The organism is Cetobacterium somerae ATCC BAA-474, from assembly GCF_000479045.1.
Lineage (GTDB): Bacteria > Fusobacteriota > Fusobacteriia > Fusobacteriales > Fusobacteriaceae > Cetobacterium_A > Cetobacterium_A somerae.
In genome coordinates this window covers 1-18,886 of record NZ_KI518195.1, presented here as the reverse complement: position 1 = coordinate 18,886, position 18,886 = coordinate 1, and the positions used below count along the sequence as shown (strand labels likewise).

At 28.1% G+C, this 18,886-nt stretch carries 20 protein-coding genes; 8 read left to right on the top strand and 12 right to left on the bottom strand.

Annotated features, from left to right (window positions below):
* A partial coding sequence (locus tag HMPREF0202_RS11090) for a DUF4269 domain-containing protein (protein ID WP_023050880.1) occupies positions 1–419 on the top strand: 419 nt, incomplete at its 5' end.
* Positions 420–431: 12 nt separating this feature from the next.
* On the opposite strand, the gene HMPREF0202_RS11085 is transcribed toward HMPREF0202_RS11090, so the two are convergent.
* From HMPREF0202_RS11085 to HMPREF0202_RS11070, 4 genes are all read right to left on the bottom strand, one after another.
* Entirely contained in the window at positions 432–686 is a 255-nt protein-coding gene (locus tag HMPREF0202_RS11085) for a hypothetical protein (protein ID WP_023050879.1), read from the bottom strand.
* 23 nt (positions 687–709) lie between these two features.
* The gene (locus tag HMPREF0202_RS11080; protein ID WP_023050878.1) at positions 710–1,009 is read right to left on the bottom strand and encodes a hypothetical protein; all 300 of its coding nucleotides are present in this window, start codon (positions 1,007–1,009) and stop codon (positions 710–712) included.
* Between the two features lie 68 nt (positions 1,010–1,077).
* A complete protein-coding gene (locus tag HMPREF0202_RS11075; protein WP_023050877.1) occupies positions 1,078–1,650 on the bottom strand; it encodes a hypothetical protein in 573 nt (190 codons plus the stop codon).
* Positions 1,651–1,726: 76 nt separating this feature from the next.
* Positions 1,727–2,287 carry a YiiX/YebB-like N1pC/P60 family cysteine hydrolase gene (locus HMPREF0202_RS11070; protein ID WP_051364164.1) on the bottom strand — a complete coding sequence of 187 codons (561 nt, stop codon included), beginning with the start codon at positions 2,285–2,287 and terminating at the stop codon, positions 1,727–1,729.
* A 214-nt stretch (positions 2,288–2,501) separates the two neighbouring features.
* Between HMPREF0202_RS11070 and HMPREF0202_RS11065 the strand changes: the two genes are divergently transcribed.
* On the top strand, positions 2,502–3,989 hold the full coding sequence (locus HMPREF0202_RS11065) for a mechanosensitive ion channel (RefSeq protein ID WP_023050875.1): 1,488 nt from the start codon (positions 2,502–2,504) through the stop codon (positions 3,987–3,989).
* Positions 3,990–4,045: 56 nt separating this feature from the next.
* Here the strand turns inward: HMPREF0202_RS11065 and HMPREF0202_RS15130 are convergent, their stop codons facing one another.
* Both HMPREF0202_RS15130 and HMPREF0202_RS11060 read right to left on the bottom strand, forming a co-directional pair.
* Positions 4,046–4,222 carry a hypothetical protein gene (locus HMPREF0202_RS15130; protein ID WP_156898027.1) on the bottom strand — a complete coding sequence of 59 codons (177 nt, stop codon included), beginning with the start codon at positions 4,220–4,222 and terminating at the stop codon, positions 4,046–4,048.
* A gap of 123 nt (positions 4,223–4,345) precedes the next feature.
* Positions 4,346–5,110 (bottom strand): DeoR/GlpR family DNA-binding transcription regulator, encoded by a 765-nt coding sequence (locus tag HMPREF0202_RS11060; protein ID WP_023050873.1) that lies wholly within the window; start codon positions 5,108–5,110, stop codon positions 4,346–4,348.
* Between the two features lie 132 nt (positions 5,111–5,242).
* Here HMPREF0202_RS11060 and HMPREF0202_RS11055 point away from each other — a divergent pair, with 132 nt between their 5' ends.
* A complete protein-coding gene (locus HMPREF0202_RS11055) occupies positions 5,243–6,730 on the top strand; it encodes a phytoene desaturase family protein (RefSeq protein WP_040407324.1) in 1,488 nt (495 codons plus the stop codon).
* Between the two features lie 16 nt (positions 6,731–6,746).
* Here HMPREF0202_RS11055 and HMPREF0202_RS11050 read toward each other — a convergent pair whose 3' ends face one another.
* Positions 6,747–7,481 carry a YaaA family protein gene (locus HMPREF0202_RS11050; RefSeq protein ID WP_023050871.1) on the bottom strand — a complete coding sequence of 245 codons (735 nt, stop codon included), beginning with the start codon at positions 7,479–7,481 and terminating at the stop codon, positions 6,747–6,749.
* Positions 7,482–7,617: 136 nt separating this feature from the next.
* On the opposite strand from HMPREF0202_RS11050, the gene HMPREF0202_RS11045 reads away from it, so the two are divergent.
* Genes HMPREF0202_RS11045 through HMPREF0202_RS11030 form a run of 4 tightly spaced genes read left to right on the top strand, consistent with a single transcriptional unit; the run spans position 7,618 to position 12,124 of the window.
* Positions 7,618–8,733 (top strand): aminopeptidase, encoded by a 1,116-nt coding sequence (locus tag HMPREF0202_RS11045; RefSeq protein ID WP_240218330.1) that lies wholly within the window; start codon positions 7,618–7,620, stop codon positions 8,731–8,733.
* Between the two features lie 15 nt (positions 8,734–8,748).
* Positions 8,749–10,551 carry a bifunctional glycosyltransferase family 4 protein/polysaccharide deacetylase gene (locus HMPREF0202_RS11040; protein ID WP_023050869.1) on the top strand — a complete coding sequence of 601 codons (1,803 nt, stop codon included), beginning with the start codon at positions 8,749–8,751 and terminating at the stop codon, positions 10,549–10,551.
* Between the two features lie 16 nt (positions 10,552–10,567).
* A complete protein-coding gene (locus tag HMPREF0202_RS11035; RefSeq protein ID WP_040407322.1) occupies positions 10,568–11,308 on the top strand; it encodes a MipA/OmpV family protein in 741 nt (246 codons plus the stop codon).
* 18 nt (positions 11,309–11,326) lie between these two features.
* Complete coding sequence (locus HMPREF0202_RS11030; protein ID WP_023050867.1) at positions 11,327–12,124, top strand: Cof-type HAD-IIB family hydrolase; 798 nt, start codon at positions 11,327–11,329, stop codon at positions 12,122–12,124.
* 59 nt (positions 12,125–12,183) lie between these two features.
* Here HMPREF0202_RS11030 and HMPREF0202_RS11025 read toward each other — a convergent pair whose 3' ends face one another.
* From HMPREF0202_RS11025 to HMPREF0202_RS11015, 3 genes are read right to left on the bottom strand one after another with little or no spacing between them, the layout of a single operon-like run.
* On the bottom strand, positions 12,184–14,394 hold the full coding sequence (locus tag HMPREF0202_RS11025) for a transglycosylase domain-containing protein (RefSeq protein WP_023050866.1): 2,211 nt from the start codon (positions 14,392–14,394) through the stop codon (positions 12,184–12,186).
* Positions 14,395–14,412: 18 nt separating this feature from the next.
* Positions 14,413–15,459 (bottom strand): dual-specificity RNA methyltransferase RlmN, encoded by a 1,047-nt coding sequence (rlmN, locus tag HMPREF0202_RS11020; RefSeq protein WP_023050865.1) that lies wholly within the window; start codon positions 15,457–15,459, stop codon positions 14,413–14,415.
* A gap of 59 nt (positions 15,460–15,518) precedes the next feature.
* Positions 15,519–16,610: an alanyl-tRNA editing protein gene (locus tag HMPREF0202_RS11015; protein WP_023050864.1), complete on the bottom strand. Its 1,092-nt coding sequence runs from the start codon at positions 16,608–16,610 to the stop codon at positions 15,519–15,521.
* Between the two features lie 164 nt (positions 16,611–16,774).
* Between HMPREF0202_RS11015 and nfo the strand changes: the two genes are divergently transcribed.
* Entirely contained in the window at positions 16,775–17,641 is an 867-nt protein-coding gene (nfo, locus tag HMPREF0202_RS11010) for a deoxyribonuclease IV (protein WP_023050863.1), read from the top strand.
* Positions 17,642–17,694: 53 nt separating this feature from the next.
* On the opposite strand, the gene HMPREF0202_RS11005 is transcribed toward nfo, so the two are convergent.
* Both HMPREF0202_RS11005 and HMPREF0202_RS11000 read right to left on the bottom strand, forming a co-directional pair.
* Positions 17,695–18,123, bottom strand: a complete 429-nt coding sequence (locus HMPREF0202_RS11005; RefSeq protein WP_023050862.1) for a hypothetical protein — start codon at positions 18,121–18,123, stop codon at positions 17,695–17,697.
* A gap of 13 nt (positions 18,124–18,136) precedes the next feature.
* Entirely contained in the window at positions 18,137–18,679 is a 543-nt protein-coding gene (locus HMPREF0202_RS11000) for a hypothetical protein (RefSeq protein WP_023050861.1), read from the bottom strand.
* Between the last annotated feature and the right edge of the window lie 207 nt (positions 18,680–18,886).

Below are 18,886 nucleotides of genomic sequence, written 5' to 3'. Positions count from 1 at the left end.
ATATAGTATGCCAAATTAATTTAGAAAATAAAGAAAATTTTAAAGATATTATTGTTAAATATTTTTCTCAATTAAAAAAATTTAAAATTACAGATAAATTTTTAAGTGATGGAATAATTTTAATTAATTTTTTTATAGATAATATAGAGATAGAAATATATGCTTCAAAACTTCTTTCTATTGAAACAAATGGATATAGACATATGATTATAGAGGATAGATTTTTAAATTATGCTAGTTTAAAATTTAAGAAGATGATAATAGCTTTAAAAAGAGATGGAGTAAAAACAGAGCCAGCTTTTGCTAAACTTTTAAACTTAAATGGTAATCCTTATGAAGAACTTTTAAATTTGGAATTTTTAACTGATAAAGAGATTATAGATAAATTAAGAGAACTAGGATATGAAAAAAGGGAGTAGTTTAACTACTCCCTAAGCTACCTTTACAGATGACACAATAAAGAACTCCTCTCCATCATACTCAACTCTTTCAACATTCAGTTTAATATTTTGATCTAAATTAGAACTCTCTAAAAGAAAATAAAGATGTTTATTCTCTTCTGTTAGTGTAAGTTGAAAATCATCACGTAAAAGTGAAAAAATATCATCTTCTAGTTCTGGAATAGTGTATTCAAAATCCTCCATTAAAAGATATAAGGTATCAGCAAAGCTCTTTGCTTCTTTCATAGTGCCTCCATTTATTTTTAAATTTAATCATTTAAATAGTGTAAAAGATATATACCAAAACGATCAAGTTTATAACGATTCTCTCTTGAATGATCTTTCATTATGAGTTCTTCTCTTAAAAGAATTTCATAATCCATATGGTAATAAGTTTCTTTAATCGGTAATAAAATATCTACAGTTTCAACTTTTACTATAGAGTTGTGTAATAATTTAAAATTATTTTCTATATCATTTTTTTGTGTTTTATAACACTCTTTTAGCACCTCATAGCACTTTTCTGGTAATCTTTCTTTTAGATAGAAAAAATATTCTCTATAATACATAATAAAACCTCCGCAATAGATTTATATAATTATATACATAAAATATCTTTTAAATCCTTTAAAAATCTTTAAACCATAAAAAGTATAGAAGCAGTTAAAATAATAATACCTGGAATAACAATTTTTTCAGTTTCAAAAAAATAATATCCTGGTTCATCTATTTCTATTTCATCAACACTATTTGGATAGAAACTATTTACTAAAGAATCAATAAAGTCTTGCTCAGAAAGTTTTTTCTTTTTTAACTCTTCAACATCATAATCTCTAAAATTCAGAAAAGTAAATTTTAAAACTCTTTGATTTTTAGGATTTATAAAATCTTCTCCTAAAATTAAAGTTTTACTAAGAACCTCATCACTATTTTCAATTAATTTTGGTTTTAAATTAAAATTTATAAGATTTTCAGGCTTTATATTACCATATAGATTTTCATAAAACTTTTTTTCATTTGAGTTTAATAAATCTCTTGTTTTTATTCCAGTATCATATTCCTCAACAGGTTTATCTTTTGAAATATCCATATGTTTTTCCCAAATGTAAAACTTTTCTTGTAAACTGATAAGATGATATCCATCCTTAGGGAATATTTTTTTCAGTTGCTCAACTAATTTAACTGATTCAATTGTAACTTGCCTATCCATTAATTTCTCCTTTTAGTAATTAAAACTTCTTATAATTATACACCTTTTAAAATAAGAGGTCAACAAATTAAAATGATTAAAGAATAACTTGTTTTAAATTTTTTGAATTTAAGAAATCATATGGAAAAACAATAGGGCCGTTGTTAGAATCTAAGTCTAAATTATAACCTAAGTCTTGAGCAGTTTTTGAAAATAAAAACCAAACAAATTTAGAACAATAAAAATCTGTGTCATTATTTTTAAAGAAAGATGTTCTATACTTACCGTGACCATATTTTTCTACATTTTTTAAAAACGCCTCTTTAAACTGTTGATTAAATTGAGGATATCTTAAAACGATAACTTTCCGATCAGGTTCATTAAGCCAAGCTCTAACACTAATTGTATAATAATCACTTCCAGGCATTGGGAAATCTCCAATGTGAGTATCACTAATCATAACAGAGCTATGTCCTAACCAAGAAATAGGGTCAGTGATTAGTTTATCTTTAATAATAATATCTCCTGTTTGCAACTTATATGAATTATTAATAGCAACTTGAGTTGATTCCCATTTATAAGGGTTACTAGAACATCCGATAATCATAAGTAATAAAAAAATAAAGAAAAACATTTTTTTAATAAATTTACAATTCAATCTATCCACCTCCTTGCATTATTAGTAATACCACAAAAAACATAAAAAAGTAAATATTAAAAAAAGAAAAGTTGAAAAATAATAGTAAAAAAGGCTATAAATAAAAATTAATTAGGGAGTGATGAATATGGTTTTATCAATAACAATTTTTATAGCAATATTTATAATTTGCCTGATTATAAATAAATTAGAAGAAATAGGAGGATGGTAAAAAATGGAAGAGATTAAGCTTTTAATTCTCAACAACGTAACACTTAACATCATTGCATCAATCATTATACTATTAGTGGGGTTAGCTCTAGCATCAGTTGTAGTGAGTAAGTTAGAACATGTTTTAACTAAAACTAAACTTTTTTCTAACTTAGAGCATGAAATTACTGGAAAAGAGGGTGGAACAAGCACATCTGCAATAAAGATACTTCTTAAATTTATCTACTATATCTTTGTAATTTTTATAATAGGTATAATAATGGAAAAATTAGGATTTAGTAGATTAGTAAATCCAATTTTAAATCTTTTAGATCCAATCTTCTCATATATTCCTAATGTATTAGGAGGAATAGTACTTCTAATAGTTGCAATTATTTTAGCAAAACTTTCTCAAAAGTTCTCGGAAATATTCTTTAGAAAGATGAAAGTTGATGAAAAGATACATTCTAATGAAAATGGAATATCTTTATCAAAAATATTTAGTGAAATTATTTCACTGGTAATATTTATTCTTATTTTACCAGGTGTTTTAGCAGCATTGAAATTAGATAAAATACTTATTCCAATTACTGACATGCTAACTAAATTCTTAAATTATGTTCCTAGTTTAGTTGCAGCTGCATTAGTTCTAGTTGTAGGTTGGTTTATAGCATCTAAATTAAGAGATATTTTAAAAGGAGTTTTAGATTCTTTTAAACTTGATGAAAAATTAAGTATAGATGGAAGAGTTTTATTTGAAGGAAAACTTTCAAGTGTTATAGCAAATATAGTTTATGTATTAGTATTAATCCCTGTATTCTCAGCATCTTTAAATTATTTAGAGTTAGATATAATTATATCACCAGTAATAAGTATGTTAAATATTTTATTTAACTATGTTCCAAATTTAGTAGGTGTAGCATTAGTTTTAGTTGTTGCAATGTATTTTGGAAGAATCATTGAAAACATAATAACAAATTTACTAATTGGTTTAAAGTTTGATTCATATCTTGAAAAAGCTGGATTAAAAACTATTGAAAATAATTATTCTAAATTAGTTGGAAAATTCTCAAAAATTTTAATAATATATTTTGCAATAATTCAATCAATAGAGATTTTAAATTTTGGATCATTACAAGATTTAAGTTTAAGACTGACAGTTTTATTAGGAGATATTTTATTAGGTGTTATAGTTATAGCAATTGGAATTGTAATAGCAAACTATGCAGCTAAAATAATTAAAAATACATCTTTAGTAAATAAAGATCAAATAGCTAGTATTGCAAAAATAGCGATAATAGTTTTTGTTGGAGCTATGGGACTAAGACAGATGGGAATTGCTAATGAGATTATAAATCTAGCATTTGGATTTACTGTTGGAGCTTTAGCAGTAGCCTTTGCAATAGCTTTCGGAATCGGTGGAAAGGACTTAGCAAAAGAGAAACTTCAAAAATTAAATTGTTGTAAAAAAAATGAAGAAAAGGATGACGTAGAACCTCCAAAAGAAGATTAATATATAAAATCCCCCTCCTAATTAGAGAGTAATAACTAATTAAGAGAGGGGATTTTTTAGTTGTATAATTTTAATTCCAATGCTATTTTAGCATCCTCTTCTGTTGCTAAAGAGTACTCATTACTTTGAAGCAGTTTTTTTATTTTTAAAATTTGAAAAAAACTAAAAAGACCACCAATTTCAAATGTTATTCTCTCTCCATTTCCATTCATTAAACTTATTTTTCGTTTCAATTTAATCACCACCATATTTCGTTTTATTTCGATAAGTTGTTTTATGGTTGTATTTTATTACGAAAAACCCAGTTTGTCAATAAAAAATCAATAAAAAAAACGAAAGACAACTTTCGTTTTTTTTCATTTTATTATTTTAATATTGTTTTCTATAAGTTTTTTTTCAAAATCTTCAGAGATATTATGATCTGTAATGATTGTCATCCCTTCTTTAATTTTAGAGAAATTAAATATCGAGTCTTGATAGAATTTTTTACTTTGTGTTATTATAAAACTTTCTTGAGCAACTTTAAGTGCAGTACTTTTAAATTTTCCCTCATCTATAGTACAAGTACTTAATTGCATTTTATCTACATTAATTCCACCAATTCCAATAAAAACTTTGTTTGGATTAAAGAGTTCTAAATTCTCTCTAGCCATTTCACCTACGAAAGAATCTGTTCTCGCATCGTATATCCCACCTAAAGATATAATCTCAATGCCTTTATTCTCGGATAAAATCTTTTGTATCTCTAACATGTTACTTATAACAGAAATCTTTATTTTTCTTTTTTGCAAAAGCGCTGCAACAATTATTGTTACAGTTGAATCATCTAAAAAAATTATATCGCCATCTTGGATAAGCGAAACAACTTTTTCTGCCAATGCTGTTTTTTCTTCTAAATCCTCTTTGGCAATATCTTTTAAAATAATTTTATCCACAATTTTTCTTTTTAAAATCGCTCCGCCATGAGTTCTTGTTAAAAGATTTTCCTCTTCCATTTGACAAAGATCTTTTCTAATAATAACTTTACTCACAGAAAAAAGATTGCTTAATTCATTAACAGAAACTTTTTCTTTTTGTTTTAATATATTTAAAATGCTTTGTTTTCTCTCTTCAACAAACACGTTTATAAACCTCCTCTAATTACCTAAATAGTTAAAAAAATTATATCATAAAAAAAACTTTTTTAAAAAAGAAAGTTGTATTTCTTGAGTATACATTTATATAAGGAAAAATGCGTAATGGGAGGTGAGGGAATGGAAAAGAAAAAAATTATAATAGTAGGAGCTGGTCCAGGAGGATTAGCAGCAGGATTACTTTTATCTAGTAAAGGATACTCTGTTAAAATTTATGAAAAAAAAACTTATGTAGGAGGAAGGAATTCATCCTTTAATTTAGGAGATTATAAATTTGATTTAGGTCCAACATTTTTTCTAATGCCACAAGTTTTAGAGGATATATTTATTGAGGCTGGAGAAAGATTAGATGAACAGGTGAATCTAATTGAAATAAATCCAATGTATAGATTAAAATTCTATGGACTAGATGATTTTAATCCATATTCATACAATAAAAAATTTCTTATGTATGGAGAGATGGAGAAAATATTTCCCTACAGTTCAAAAGCTTATGATGAATATATGAATAGAGAAGCTAAAAAATTTTCAAAATTAGAGCCTTGTTTAAAAGTCCCCTACCTTTCTTTAGTTGATTATTTAAAACCTAATTTTTTAAAAGCTCTTCCGTATTTAGATGCTCATAAATCAATATATGATGTTTTGGGGAACTATTATAAAGAAGAGGAGTTAAAATTATCTTTTACTTTTCAAGCTAAATATATTGGTATGTCTCCGTGGGTTGCTCCTGGAACTTTTTCTATGATTTCATATCTTGAACATAAATATGGAGTTTTTCATGTTGAAGGTGGATTAAATAGAGTTTCTAAAGTAATAAGTGAACTTATTATAAAAAAAGGAGGCGAAATATTTTTAGATACTCCAGTTAAAGAGATTTTATTTAAAGATAAAAAAGCTATTGGTGTTAAATTAGATAATGGTAATATAATCGAGAGTGATTCTGTAATAATAAATGCTGATTTTTCAACAGCAATGAAAAAGTTAATTCCAGAAGACCTAAGAAATAAATATTCTAATAAAAATTTAGAAAAGAAAAAATATTCATGTTCAACGTTTATGCTATATATAGGAGTAGATAAAATATACAAAAACATTCCTCACCACAACATAATTTTTGCAAAAGATTATAAAAAAAATGTTAAAAAAATATCTGAAAATAAATCTGTTGGTGGAGATTTTTCTTTCTATGTTCAAAATCCCTCAGTTACAGATTCAACACTAGCACCTAACGGAAAATCTTCAGTTTATGTTTTAGTTCCTGTAGCTAATAATAGTTCTAAAATAGATTGGGAATTAGAAAAGGATGATTTTACTCAATTGCTATTAGATAAATTAGAGAAAATAGGAGAGTTTAAAGGAATAAGAGATCACATTGAGGAGTTAAAGATAATAACACCTAATGATTGGGAAATAGAGTATGATGTGTATAAAGGTGCTGTTTTTAATTTGTCGCATAATATAATGCAGATGTTGTGGTTTAGACCGCATAATGAATTGGAAGGATATAAAAATCTATTTTTAGTAGGTGGTGGTACTCACCCAGGAAGTGGACTTCCAACTATTTACGGTTCAGCCAAAATAGTAGCTGATTTAATAGATAAAAAATAGGTTAGAAAAATCTAACCTATTTTTTTATGAAGAAAATAGTTTTTTCAGAAGACAGTTCTAAAGAGAATGTATAACCAAGGTTATTAAAATTTTTAATCTCTTCTACGCATGCTATTTTATTTTCAATAAGATAATTAAGTAAAGCTCCTCTAGCTTTTTTAGCTTCTGTACTAATATTTTTTATTTTATCTCCATCACATTGTCTAAACTCAATATCTATCACATTAAAAACTTTTCTATTTAAAATTTTAGAAAATTCATTTGATGCAATATTTATAAAAGTTTCATCTTTAAACTGTAGTAAATACTTTTCTATATCCTCTCTCCAAAAATCATATGGAGATATTTCAAGTATTTTATTTGTCATATCTAAACGATATGGTCTTATTGGAGTGCAAGCATTTAATACTCCATACAAAGCTGAAAAAATAAAAACATTATCTCTCATATATTTATAGCTTTCTCTAGAAAATTTTTCCAAATCCAGTTGCTTATAACTAACACCATCATAAAGAGATATTGCCTCTCTCTCCTCTTGATTATAAAAATTACTATATATGTTTAAAACATCATCTAATATTTTACCTTTTATTTTTAATTTAGTTGAAATCTCCTCTTGAGAAAAATTTTTTAAAACTGATATTAAAAAATCTGTCTTCTCTTTAAATGGAATATCTATAATACCACTTTCCTCAGAATATTTAAAAGTTTTATATTGCATTCCTTTACTTGGGGAAAAAAACAATTTCATTAAATCACCTCCATATAATAGTTATTATAACATCTTTTTTTTTACTTAAAAGAGGATTTATAAAAAATTAACTATATATTTATAGCTTTTCATTGTATAATTATAGAATATAATATGTGATTAAATGGAGGTTACCGTGGATCAAAGAATTGAAATACTAGCAAAAAATTTAGTTACTTACTCGTGTAGAGTAGAAAAAGGAGAAAAAGTTTTAATTGAGTCTATTGGTGAGGATTCTAAGAATTTAGTTAAGGCTTTAGTAAAAGAGGTTTATGCTGCTGGAGGACATCCTTTTGTAACAATAAAAGATCAAAGTGTTACAAGAGAACTTTTAAAAGGTATGGATCAAACACAAGCAGAGTTAATGGCAAAATATGAATTAGAAAGAATGAAAGACATGGATGCTTATATTGCTATTAGAGGTTCTGAAAATGCATCAGAACTATCTGATATAGATTCAGCTAAAATGAAAATATATACAGATTACTTTATGAAGCCAGTTCATTTATCAGAAAGAGTTAATAACACAAAATGGGTTGTACTAAGATATCCAAATAACTCTATGGCTCAACTTGCAAATACATCTTTAGAATCTTTTGAAGATTTCTATTATAACGTTTGTAACTTAGACTATTCAAAGATGAGTAGAGCTATGGATTCATTAACAGCACTTTTAGATAGAACAGATAAAGTTAGAATTGTTGGACCTGGAACAGATTTAACATTCTCTATAAAAGATATACCATCAGTAAAATGTTGTGGACTTAGAAATATTCCAGATGGAGAGGTTTACTCAGCTCCAGTGAGAGACTCTATAAATGGAGTTATATCATACAATACACCATCTGTTTATCAAGGAACAACTTTTGAAAATGTTTGTTTCAGATTTGAGAATGGAAAAATTGTAGAAGCTACTTCTAACAATACAGAGAGATTAAATGAAATTTTAAATACAGATGATGGAGCAAGACACATTGGTGAATTTGCAATAGGTGTAAATCCATATATTTTAAAACCTATGAAAGATACACTATTTGATGAAAAAATTGCTGGAAGTATTCACTTTACTCCAGGACAAGCATATAAATTAGCTGACAATGGAAATAAATCAGCTATACATTGGGATTTAGTTCTAATTCAAAGACCAGACTTTGGTGGTGGAGAGATTTGGTTTGATGATGTTTTAATTAGAAAAGATGGTATCTTTGTAATTGAAGAGTTAGAAGTATTGAATCCAGAAAATTTAAAGTAGTAGGAGGATTTAATAATGAATATACTTATGGCACTTTCACAGTTAGAAGTAACTGGTGCTGAGGTGTACGGAACGGTTCTAAGTGATGAACTTATTAGGAGAGGGAACAAAGTTTATATAGTTTCAGATACTTTAACTAAACCTACAAACGCACAATATGAAAAAATAGAGTTTAATAAAAGAAAACTTAAAGATAGAGTTAGTCAAGTTAGAAAACTTCTTAAGATTATAAAAGAAAAAGATATCCAAGTTGTACATGCTCATTCAAGAGCATCATCTTGGAGTTGTGCAATAGCTTGTAGAATAGCAAAGATTCCCCTGATTACAACAATACACGGGAGACAACCTGTGCACTTGAGCAGAAAATTAGTTAAAGCATTTGGAGATTACTCTTTAAGTGTTTGTGAAAATATAAGAGATCATATTGTTAATGATCTAAAAGTTAAACCTGAAAATATAACTGTTCTTAGAAATATGATTAATACAAAAGAGTATCAAAAGAGCACTTTTACTGATATTGAAAAGAATCAGAAGGTTATATCAATAATCGGAAGATTATCTGGTCCTAAAGGAGATGTAACTTATAACTTACTCGATATTCTTCATAGAAGAAAAGATTTTAAGATTCAAGTTATTGGAGGAAAAGAGGTTCCAGCAAGATTTAAAAAGTTTACAGGAAATGTTGAATTTTTAGGATATGTAAATAATGTTTCTGAAAAAATAAGAGAGTCTTCTATTGTTATAGGAGCTGGAAGAGTTGCTGTTGAAGCCATCCTTTGTGAGGTTCCAGTTTTAGCAATAGGAGAAGCTGAGTCTGTAGGAATAGTAACTTTAGATAGATTAAACACAGCTTTAAAATCTAACTTTGGCGATATCTCTTTAAATCATGCTCCAACATTTAGATGGACAGATGTGATTCCAGAAATCGATAAAGGTTTCAATATAAATAAAGATGATTTGAAAACTTTAAGAGAAAGAGTTATAGAGGAGTTTTCAATAGAGTCTATAGTTGAAAATATTGAGAAAGTTTATCAAAGAGAGATTGTAAAAAAGAAAAAATATGAAATGCCTGTTATCATGTATCACAGAGTTATAAAAAACGAAAGTGAAAAAGGCGTTCATGGTACTTATGTAACTGTTGAGCAGTTTGAAGAGCAGATGAAATATCTTAAAAAGAAAGGATACGAAACTGTAACTTTTAAAGAGTTGCTAAATAATAGGTATAAACAAAGATTTGATAAAGATAAGAAATGGATTATGCTTACGTTTGATGATGGATATAAAGATAACTATGAAAATGCTTTTCCTATCTTGAAAAAATATCAGTTTAAAGGTATTATATATGTACTCGATGGGATAGAGTATAATAAATGGGATGTAGATAATCCTGGAAATCCTGAAAAAAGATTTACTTTAATGAATCAAGAGGAACTTCTAGAGATGCAAAACTATGGAATAGAGTTTGGTGGACATACATCTACTCACCCAAGACTAGCTGAACTATCAACTGAACAGGTAAAGTCTGAGATAATTAACTCGAAATCTAATATTGAAAAAATAATAGGAAAAGAGCTGTTGTCTTTTGCATATCCTTACGGTAGTTTAAATGAAGAGGTAAAAAGAATACCTCAAGAAGCTGGTTATAAATTTGCAGTAGCTACTGATTCAGGTAGTATAGTTTTTTCTGATGATTTATTTGAAATTAGAAGAATTGGAATATTTCCAACAAATAATCTTTTTAATTTTAAAAGAAAAGTATCTGGGAAATACAACTTTATAAAAGTAAAAAGAGAAGAAAAAAGTTATGGGAAAAAGTAACTTAGGGAGGATTAATATGAAGAAAATATTAATGGGGTTATTAGCATTAACACTTTCTGCTACAGCATTAGCTGAAAACAAATTTGGAATTGGAGCTGGAGTAGGAGTTTCTGACAGTATCTATAAAGGTGCAGAAGATAAAGCATATCCAATGCCACTATTAGATATTAACTACTATGATTTATATGTTAAGGGTGCAACTGTAGGATTCCAATTTTATAAAGATGATGCTTTTGCTGCGTCACTATTTGTTGATCCATTAGCTGGATTTGCTGTAGATGGTGCTGACTTAGCAAGAGGATACGACAATATTGATGACAGAAAGTTCCAAGCGATGTTTGGAATTAGATTAGATGCTGATACTGGATTCTACGGAGTTAAAACTGGGCTTTCTGCTCAAGTTGGAGAACATGGAGGAGAGGGAAAGATAAGTGCGTTTAAAGCTTATAAAGTAGATGACAAACTTACAATAGTTCCTTCTATTCACGTTAAAGGATACTCAGGAGATTATACTGATTACTACTTTGGTGTAACTTCAGATGAAGCTAGAAGAAATAGCAAAATTGATAGAGCTTATAAAGCGGATGCAGCTTATTCAATGGGGCTTAACTTAACAGCTGACTATAGATTAACTGACAACGTAGCTCTTATGGCATTTTTAGGTGTTGAGAAATTCAGTAGTGAAATTTCAGACTCACCTATTGTAGACGATGGAGTTTTATATTTAGTAGGAGTAGGAGCAAAGTACTACTTCTAAAAATTTTAAGGAGAACAAATGAAATACAAAGCAATTATATGTGACTTAGATGGAACACTATTAAATGAGCATCACACTATATCTGAAGAAACAAAAGAGACTATAAGAAAAGTTGTAAATTCTGGAGTGAAGTTTATAATAGCTACTGGAAGACATCACAATGATGCAATAACATTTAAAGATATGTTAGAGCTAGATAGTTTCTTAATTACTTCAAACGGTGCTAAGGTGCATGACTATAATAACAAAGAGATTATATCTCACAATATTCCAGCTCACTTATCTAAGGAGTTATTAAACTATAACTATAATGAGAACTTACATAAAAATGTTTATTTAGATGAAGAGTGGTATGCTGAAAAGCCTTTAGAGGAAGCATTAGTTTTCCACAAAGAGTCTGGATTTCATCATGTAATAGCTCCTTTCCAATCTTTAGTAGGAAAAGAAATTACAAAATTTTTCTTTATATGTGATGATGAAGAGCATATCTCTGAGTTAGAGAAAAAATTAAGAAAACAATTCCACGAGGGATTAAATATCACTCTTTCACTTGGATCTTGTTTAGAGGTTATGAGAGAGGGAGTTTCTAAAGCTAGTGCAATAGAGGAAGTTTTAAAAGCTGAAGGGATTGATCTTAAAGAAACAATCGCTTTTGGAGATGGATTAAATGACCTTGAAATGCTATCATCTGTAGGAAAAGGATTTATCATGGGAAATGGAAGTCCAAGACTAAAGGCTTTATTACCTGAAAATGAAGTAATAAAGACAAATGCAGAAAATGGAGTGGCAAAGAAACTTCAAGAGATATTCTTATAAAAAGATTATATAAAATAGAAAGGAGAGAGAAGAATTAACTTCTCTCTCCTTTTGTATATTTAGAAATTGAATAATCTTTGGAAGAATCCTTTTTTCTCCTCTTTCTTTTGTTGCTGAGGTTTTTGTTGATTTTGCTGTTGCACTGGTTGAGTAACTTGTTGTGCAGCTGGACCAGTTACTTCTTCAGAAGACATAGCTTCATTTTTTGAAGTTGTCTCTTGAGTAGGAACATAGTATCCAAGAACACCTGCAATACCATTTGTATACTTACTATCTTTTTCCACTGCAATTCTTCCTCTTCTTAATAAGAAAGTTTTATCAGAAGGACTACCATTTAATAATCCAGATATAGGATCTAACTCTTGATAAGTTAAATCTCCATTTTTAACATGGTTATCTAAGAATGTAAATGTAGTTGGAGTGTAGTAACCTTTTTCTATAATCTCTTGGTAGAAATTTTTCCAAAGAGGTGCTGCTACTCCCCCTCCTGTTGCTTTATATAAAGGATCGTTATTGTCATATCCAACATATATTGTTGTAACATAATCTGGAGTCATCCCTGAATACCAAACTGTTCTAGAGTTATTAGTAGTACCAGTTTTTCCTCCCTGCTCAATAGGAACATTATTTATTTTTACTTGAGCACTTTTACTTGTTCCCTGCTTAACAGAGTTTTTCATCATATTAGTCATAAGAGCAATATCAGCACTTTCAAATTTTTGTTCTATTTGAGGTTTTGCTTCGTATAGTGTATTTCCAAACTTATCAGTTACCTTCATAACAAAGAATGGTTTTATTGAATATCCACCATTAGCAAAAACTGCATATGATTGAGCCACTTGTAATGGAGTTCCTTCAGTTGTTCCTAAAGCTGCTGTTAAATTGTTTGGAACAATAAATCCAGCATCAATTTTCTTCATAGTATCCATAAGAGCTGGAATTCCAACTTTATTTAAAAGTTTTATAGAAACAATATTTTGAGATTTATCAAAACCTTGCATCAATGTCATACCGTTATAATATCTCTCTCCAAAGTTTCTAGGAGCCCAAGTACCAAATACAATTCTCGAATCTTCTACAACTAAGTTTTCTTCAAAACCTTTTTCTAAAGCTGTATAGTAGATAAAAGGTTTAAAAGATGATCCAACTTGACGTTTAGCTTGAACAGCTCTATTGAAGTTACCAGTTTTAAAGTTCTTACCACCTATAATACTTATAACTTCTCCATTTTTAGCATCAATTGTTACCATAGCACCTTGAAGTTTTTTATCATTTTTTAAACGTGGATAGTTTTCAAATTTATCCTTAGCAACTTTTTGAATATTTAAATCTAAAGTAGTTTGAACTGTAAGTCCATCATTATAAATCTGTTTTTCTTCAAAGTTTTCAAATAGGAACTTCTCAACTAAATCTGTAAAGTCAGGAGCATTAAACTCTATCTTTTTATCAAGAGCACCGTAAACTACTGTAGTGTTCTTATCCTTAAAATCATTTGACGAAGCTTTTGATTCATTGACAAATTTATGATTTAAAGCTTCATTATATTCAGCTTCAGTTATTAAACCAAATTTAAGCATCTGTTTTAATATTAATCTTTGTCTAACTAAAGATCTTTCAAGATTAGTTCTTGGATTATACATATTTGGTCTATTTGGAATTCCTGCTAAAAGAGCTGACTCAGCTAAGTTAACATTATTAACATCTTTTCTAAAGAAGTTATAAGCTGCAGTTTTTACACCGTAAGCTCCAGAACCAAAGTAGATTTCATTTAGATACTTCTCCATTATTTCATCTTTTGTATATTTTCTTTCAATTTCAAATGTGATTATAATCTCTTTTATTTTTCTAGAGAACTTTTTTTCATGAGACAGAAAAGCATTTCTAGCTAATTGCTGAGTTATTGTACTTCCACCCTGAGCTGCTCTTCCAGATTTTAAGTTAACTATAGCAGAACCTAAAATTCTAAATGGATCGATTCCATAGTGTGTTAAAAACTGTCTATCCTCTATGGCTATAAAAGCATTTTGTAAATTTTGTGGTATATGTTCTATATCCACAGGTTCTCTTGTTTCTTTTGAAATAACATCAATTACTTGTCCATTTCTATCATAAATTGTAGTAGGAATAGGAGGACTATAATTCTCAACTAGCTCTGAAACATTTGGTAGTTCTTTATAGTATTTATTTACTAAAAGACTTGCTCCAATCCCTCCAACAATACCTAAAGATACAATAAATATGGCAACATACTTAAGAATTTTCCATTTCATAAAATATCTCCATTTTAATTATTTTAGATTTTTTTGTCTTAATTGTCCACAAGCACCGTCTATATCAGTTCCCTTTTCTCCTCTAACAGTTACGTTTACTTTTCTAAAATCTTTTAAGTAATTGAAGATTTTATCAATTTTCTTTTGAGAAGGTCTTTGGTAATCTTTTCCATCTACTGGATTACATGGAATAAGGTTTAATATATGATCAAAGTTGTGAACAAAATCAGCTAAGTAAGCGATATCGTTATCAGAAACGTTGAAGTCATTGATTAAGATATACTCAAAAGTGATTCTTCTCTTAGTTTGTCTTTGATACTCTTGTAATATTGGGAATAAATCCTCTAATGGATATTTTGTATTAATTGGCATTAACTCGCTTCTCTTTTCATCAATAGCACTGTGTAAAGATATAGCTAATTCTACTGGGATTCTCTCTTCTAATAACTTCTCAATTCCAGGAATAATTCCAGAAGTTGAAATTGTGATTCTTCTCTTAGAAACGTTTACTCCTTTTTCACTTGATAAGATATCAATAGCCTTTATAACATTATCAATGTTAAGCATAGGTTCTCCCATACCCATAAATACAATGTTATTAATTTGTAATCCTTGCTTTAATAATCTTCTTTCAATTGTATAGAACTGGTTTGTAATTTCGTGTACATCTAAGTTTCTTGTAAATCCACCAAGACCTGTAGCACAGAATCCACACTTAACAGCACACCCAACTTGAGATGAGATGCAAAGAGTTGTTCTATCTTTGTGTCTTAAGATAACACTTTCAATTGTATTTCCATCTTCTAATTTAAATAAAAACTTTTCAGTTTTATCTATTTTAGAAACTTGGTGTTTTAATAGGTTTAAGAAAGGGATGTAAGCTTTCTCAGAAAGTAATTCTCTATCCTTTAATGATATGTTTGTCATATCGTTAATATCTCTTACTATTTTTTGGTTTAACCATGTAAAGATTTGTTTTCCGTAAAATTTCTTCATTCCTAAAGAAACTATAAAGTCTGTAAGCTCTTGTTCGTTTAAATTAAGTAAATTTATTTTATTTGACATATTTCCTCCATTGTTACTAATAAATACCTAATTTCCATTATAACAGATATTTCAGACTTTTACAATATATTTGTAATCTCCGCTACTGAAACCTCTCCTTTAAAGTTAGCTCTCTCTCCTTTTCCTCCACCTTTTATGTTTAGTACTTTAGAGAACTCCTTTAATAGTTCACCACAATCAATAGTTTTACTAGATATCACTCCTGCATCTTCCCAAATACCTATAAAAATATAATCACCTGGTATAATTTTATTTAAGTTTGTTATTGTATCCTTATCATCTTTATATACTATATATTTTCTATCATCCTTTTCAATAGCTGAACTTAATAGGTCTTTAGATAAGAAATTACAATATTTTAAATTTAACTCTTTAAATCTACTTTCAACTTCTTTCTTTTCGTTATTAAATTTTTCTACCATAGAAATTATCTCGTTATCTCTACAACTAAATATTCTATCTAGTTCTTTAATAGTTTTATTTTTCTTAACAAAATCTTCGATAGCTCTCTCTCCACTTAAAAAATAAAATCTAGTGTAATTTCCTTTGATTTTCTCAAAACTTATAATTTTAAATACTCTAATCTCTGATATGTCAGATACATGGTATCCAGCACAAGCACTTGTATCCATATTATCTATAGTTATAATTCTAACATCACCAGTAACTTTATCACTTATTTTTTTTCTAAATGTATCAATAGAGTTAGCTTCATCTCTAGTAACTATTTTTTCTAAAATAGCTCTTCCCTCTCCTATAGCACTATTAATTTTTCTTTCTAATTCATCTACAAAGTTTTCATCTAAATCTTTAGAATCTAAATCCACTGTTGTATAAGTTTCAGTCATTCTAAACCCAACAGTATTTAGTCCATAGTCATTATATGCTATAGCAGAAAAAAGATGTTGAGCTGTATGTTGCACTCCTATATCAAAAACTCTATTAGTATCTACAGTATATGTATATTCACCTGAAGTAATTTCATTTTCAACTATAATTTTTTTATCATCTATAACAGTTAAAAATTTTGTATCCCCTATATAACCTTGATCTCCTATTTGTCCACCTTTACCATCTATATATAGATTATGTGACTCTACTTCAATAACCCAATTATCTTTTTCTTTTATACAAGAAAGTATTTTAATCATAGCTCCTCCTAAATGTTTTGATACCTTATTTTATAACGATATCCTAAGTATTTCAATCTATTTCAAGAAAGTATTTTAATTACATTGTCTATTCAAAAAGTATAGATTATGTTATACTATATACGAATAGTAAAATAACAATCAATTTAGATAGAGGTGTATATATGACAAGAGAGGAAAAAATTAAAAATACATATTTAGGTGCCCATGTATCTATACAAGGTGGAGTAGCTAATGCTTTTAAAAATGCAATGGCTATAGATGCAAATGGATTTGGAATGTTTGTTAAAAACCAGAGAAGATGGGATGCCAAACCATATACAGAGGATGAAATTTTAGAATTTAAAGATGCTATGAGAAGATATAAGTTTACTCCAGAGCAGATTTTACCACATGATGGATATCTTATAAACTTAGGAAGTCCTGATGAGGAGAAAAGAGAGAAATCACTAAATGCTTTTTTAGATGAGATGCAAAGAGTAAATCAATTGGGACTTATATATCTAAATACTCATCCAGGAAGTCATTTAAAAGAGATAAGTGAAGATGAGTGTGTAAAACTTATAGCTGATTCAATAAATAAAGCACATAAAGCTGTTCCAAATGTTATAGTTGTTTTAGAAAATACAGCAGGACAAGGATCAAATATGGGTTATAAGTTTGAGCATATAAGAGATATAATAAATCTTATTAAAGATAAAACTAGAATAGGTGTTTGTTTAGATACATGTCATACAGTAGCAGCAGGATATGCTCTTTCAACAGAGGAGGAATATAATGCAACTATGGATGCCTTTGAAAACATTGTTGGATTTAAATATCTAAAAGGAATACACTTAAATGACTCTATGTTTGGAGTAGGAAGTAAAAAAGATAGACATCACAGTATAGGAGAGGGAACTCTTGGTATGGACTTCTTTAAAAGATTTATGAATGATGATAGATTTAGAAATATTCCAATAGTTATGGAAACAATAGATGAAACTATTTGGAAAGAAGAGATTGAACTACTTAGAAGTTTAATAGATTAAAAAATAAAGACACAGAAAATTCTGTGTCTTTTTATATATATGATTTATAGAGATTAGTTTCTCTCTAATGCCTTTTTTACATCTTCTAATGTATCTTCAACCATGTTATCATTTTTACCAATAGCATTGTAGAAGAACACAACATATTTTCCATCTATTTTTTGTACAGCTTTTCTTCTAGTTGTTCCAGGAACTGAGAAGTATTGAATTCCTCTCTTCTCTCTATTCATTTCCCAATCACCAGATCTATTGTATTGATTATCACCAAAAGCAGTTCTTGAAGTTTGAGGTAAGTCTCTTAATTTAGAGTCTATAACAATCTCTCTTTTTCCTAAGTGATTTTTCATAGAAAAAGCTCTTTTTTGATATCCAGTAGTATACATCTTTAATCTATCTTTTAATGCGTTTGCTTCTTTTTTAGAAACATCTGATGCAAAAGCTAAAGATGAAAGTAATAAAAATCCACATAATAATTTTTTCATAATTTTGTTCTCCCTATTTAGTAAGTTTTCTTATAGCTCTATATAAAGCTTTATCTTTTTCGACTTTTTCCATCTTTCCTAAAAACCAGTTAAGTTCTTGGTCATTTAGACGAAGCTCCTCTTTTATAAATCTTTCTAATTTCTCAACTTCCATAGGTAGTAACTCTTTTTTTAGTGAACTGTTAATCTCTTGTATTGTTCTTCCTCCTTCGAAAAAGAAAACAAGTTTTTGCCAGTTTGCAAAAAGGTCTACTTTTCTAAGAAGCATTACTGCTGTATAGTTAAGTTCTGGAAGAGTCTTAAATCCTTTTCTAGATAGAAATGATTTCATTTCATCATTTTTTTCAGTTTCAAAAAGAACCTCCCCAGCTTTTTTAGTATTCATAATTTTAGGTAACTTTGAACTTCTATCCTTTAATCTTAAGTATTTTGATAAAGTTAAAGTTTTTGTTTCAAGATAAAAGTCTATTGCAAATTCATTGAAACTCTTACCTTCTGGAATAGTTCCCTCTTCGATGTAATCTATCATTAAATCAATTTTTTTGAAATCAACCATTTTTGTATACCCTCCTGAAAAATAAGAATTAAAATATTTGCTACTTATTATATCACAACTTTAATTAGTTGAACAACTAAAAATTTAAAAAAATTATTATTTTTTATAATTTGTAATTTGATATTAAAACTCGTTTTTAGAAACTCTACATATAAAAATAACCTATAAAAATAAATTAAAAATTATAAAGCTTGATTTTATAAAATA

What these genes read in the sequence shown, in the direction of transcription:
- HMPREF0202_RS11085 (WP_023050879.1), bottom strand. Translation starts at nt 686, where the DNA reads ATGAAAGAAGCAAAGAGCTTTGCTGATACCTTATATCTTTTAATGGAG.
- HMPREF0202_RS11080 (WP_023050878.1), bottom strand. Translation starts at nt 1,009, where the DNA reads ATGTATTATAGAGAATATTTTTTCTATCTAAAAGAAAGATTACCAGAA.
- HMPREF0202_RS11075 (WP_023050877.1), bottom strand. Translation starts at nt 1,650, where the DNA reads ATGGATAGGCAAGTTACAATTGAATCAGTTAAATTAGTTGAGCAACTG.
- HMPREF0202_RS11065 (WP_023050875.1), top strand. Translation starts at nt 2,502, where the DNA reads ATGGAAGAGATTAAGCTTTTAATTCTCAACAACGTAACACTTAACATC.
- HMPREF0202_RS11055 (WP_040407324.1), top strand. Translation starts at nt 5,243, where the DNA reads ATGGAAAAGAAAAAAATTATAATAGTAGGAGCTGGTCCAGGAGGATTA.
- HMPREF0202_RS11050 (WP_023050871.1), bottom strand. Translation starts at nt 7,481, where the DNA reads ATGAAATTGTTTTTTTCCCCAAGTAAAGGAATGCAATATAAAACTTTT.
- HMPREF0202_RS11040 (WP_023050869.1), top strand. Translation starts at nt 8,749, where the DNA reads ATGAATATACTTATGGCACTTTCACAGTTAGAAGTAACTGGTGCTGAG.
- HMPREF0202_RS11035 (WP_040407322.1), top strand. Translation starts at nt 10,568, where the DNA reads ATGAAGAAAATATTAATGGGGTTATTAGCATTAACACTTTCTGCTACA.
- HMPREF0202_RS11030 (WP_023050867.1), top strand. Translation starts at nt 11,327, where the DNA reads ATGAAATACAAAGCAATTATATGTGACTTAGATGGAACACTATTAAAT.
- HMPREF0202_RS11025 (WP_023050866.1), bottom strand. Translation starts at nt 14,394, where the DNA reads ATGAAATGGAAAATTCTTAAGTATGTTGCCATATTTATTGTATCTTTA.
- rlmN (WP_023050865.1), bottom strand. Translation starts at nt 15,459, where the DNA reads ATGTCAAATAAAATAAATTTACTTAATTTAAACGAACAAGAGCTTACA.
- HMPREF0202_RS11015 (WP_023050864.1), bottom strand. Translation starts at nt 16,610, where the DNA reads ATGATTAAAATACTTTCTTGTATAAAAGAAAAAGATAATTGGGTTATT.
- nfo (WP_023050863.1), top strand. Translation starts at nt 16,775, where the DNA reads ATGACAAGAGAGGAAAAAATTAAAAATACATATTTAGGTGCCCATGTA.
- HMPREF0202_RS11005 (WP_023050862.1), bottom strand. Translation starts at nt 18,123, where the DNA reads ATGAAAAAATTATTATGTGGATTTTTATTACTTTCATCTTTAGCTTTT.
- HMPREF0202_RS11000 (WP_023050861.1), bottom strand. Translation starts at nt 18,679, where the DNA reads ATGGTTGATTTCAAAAAAATTGATTTAATGATAGATTACATCGAAGAG.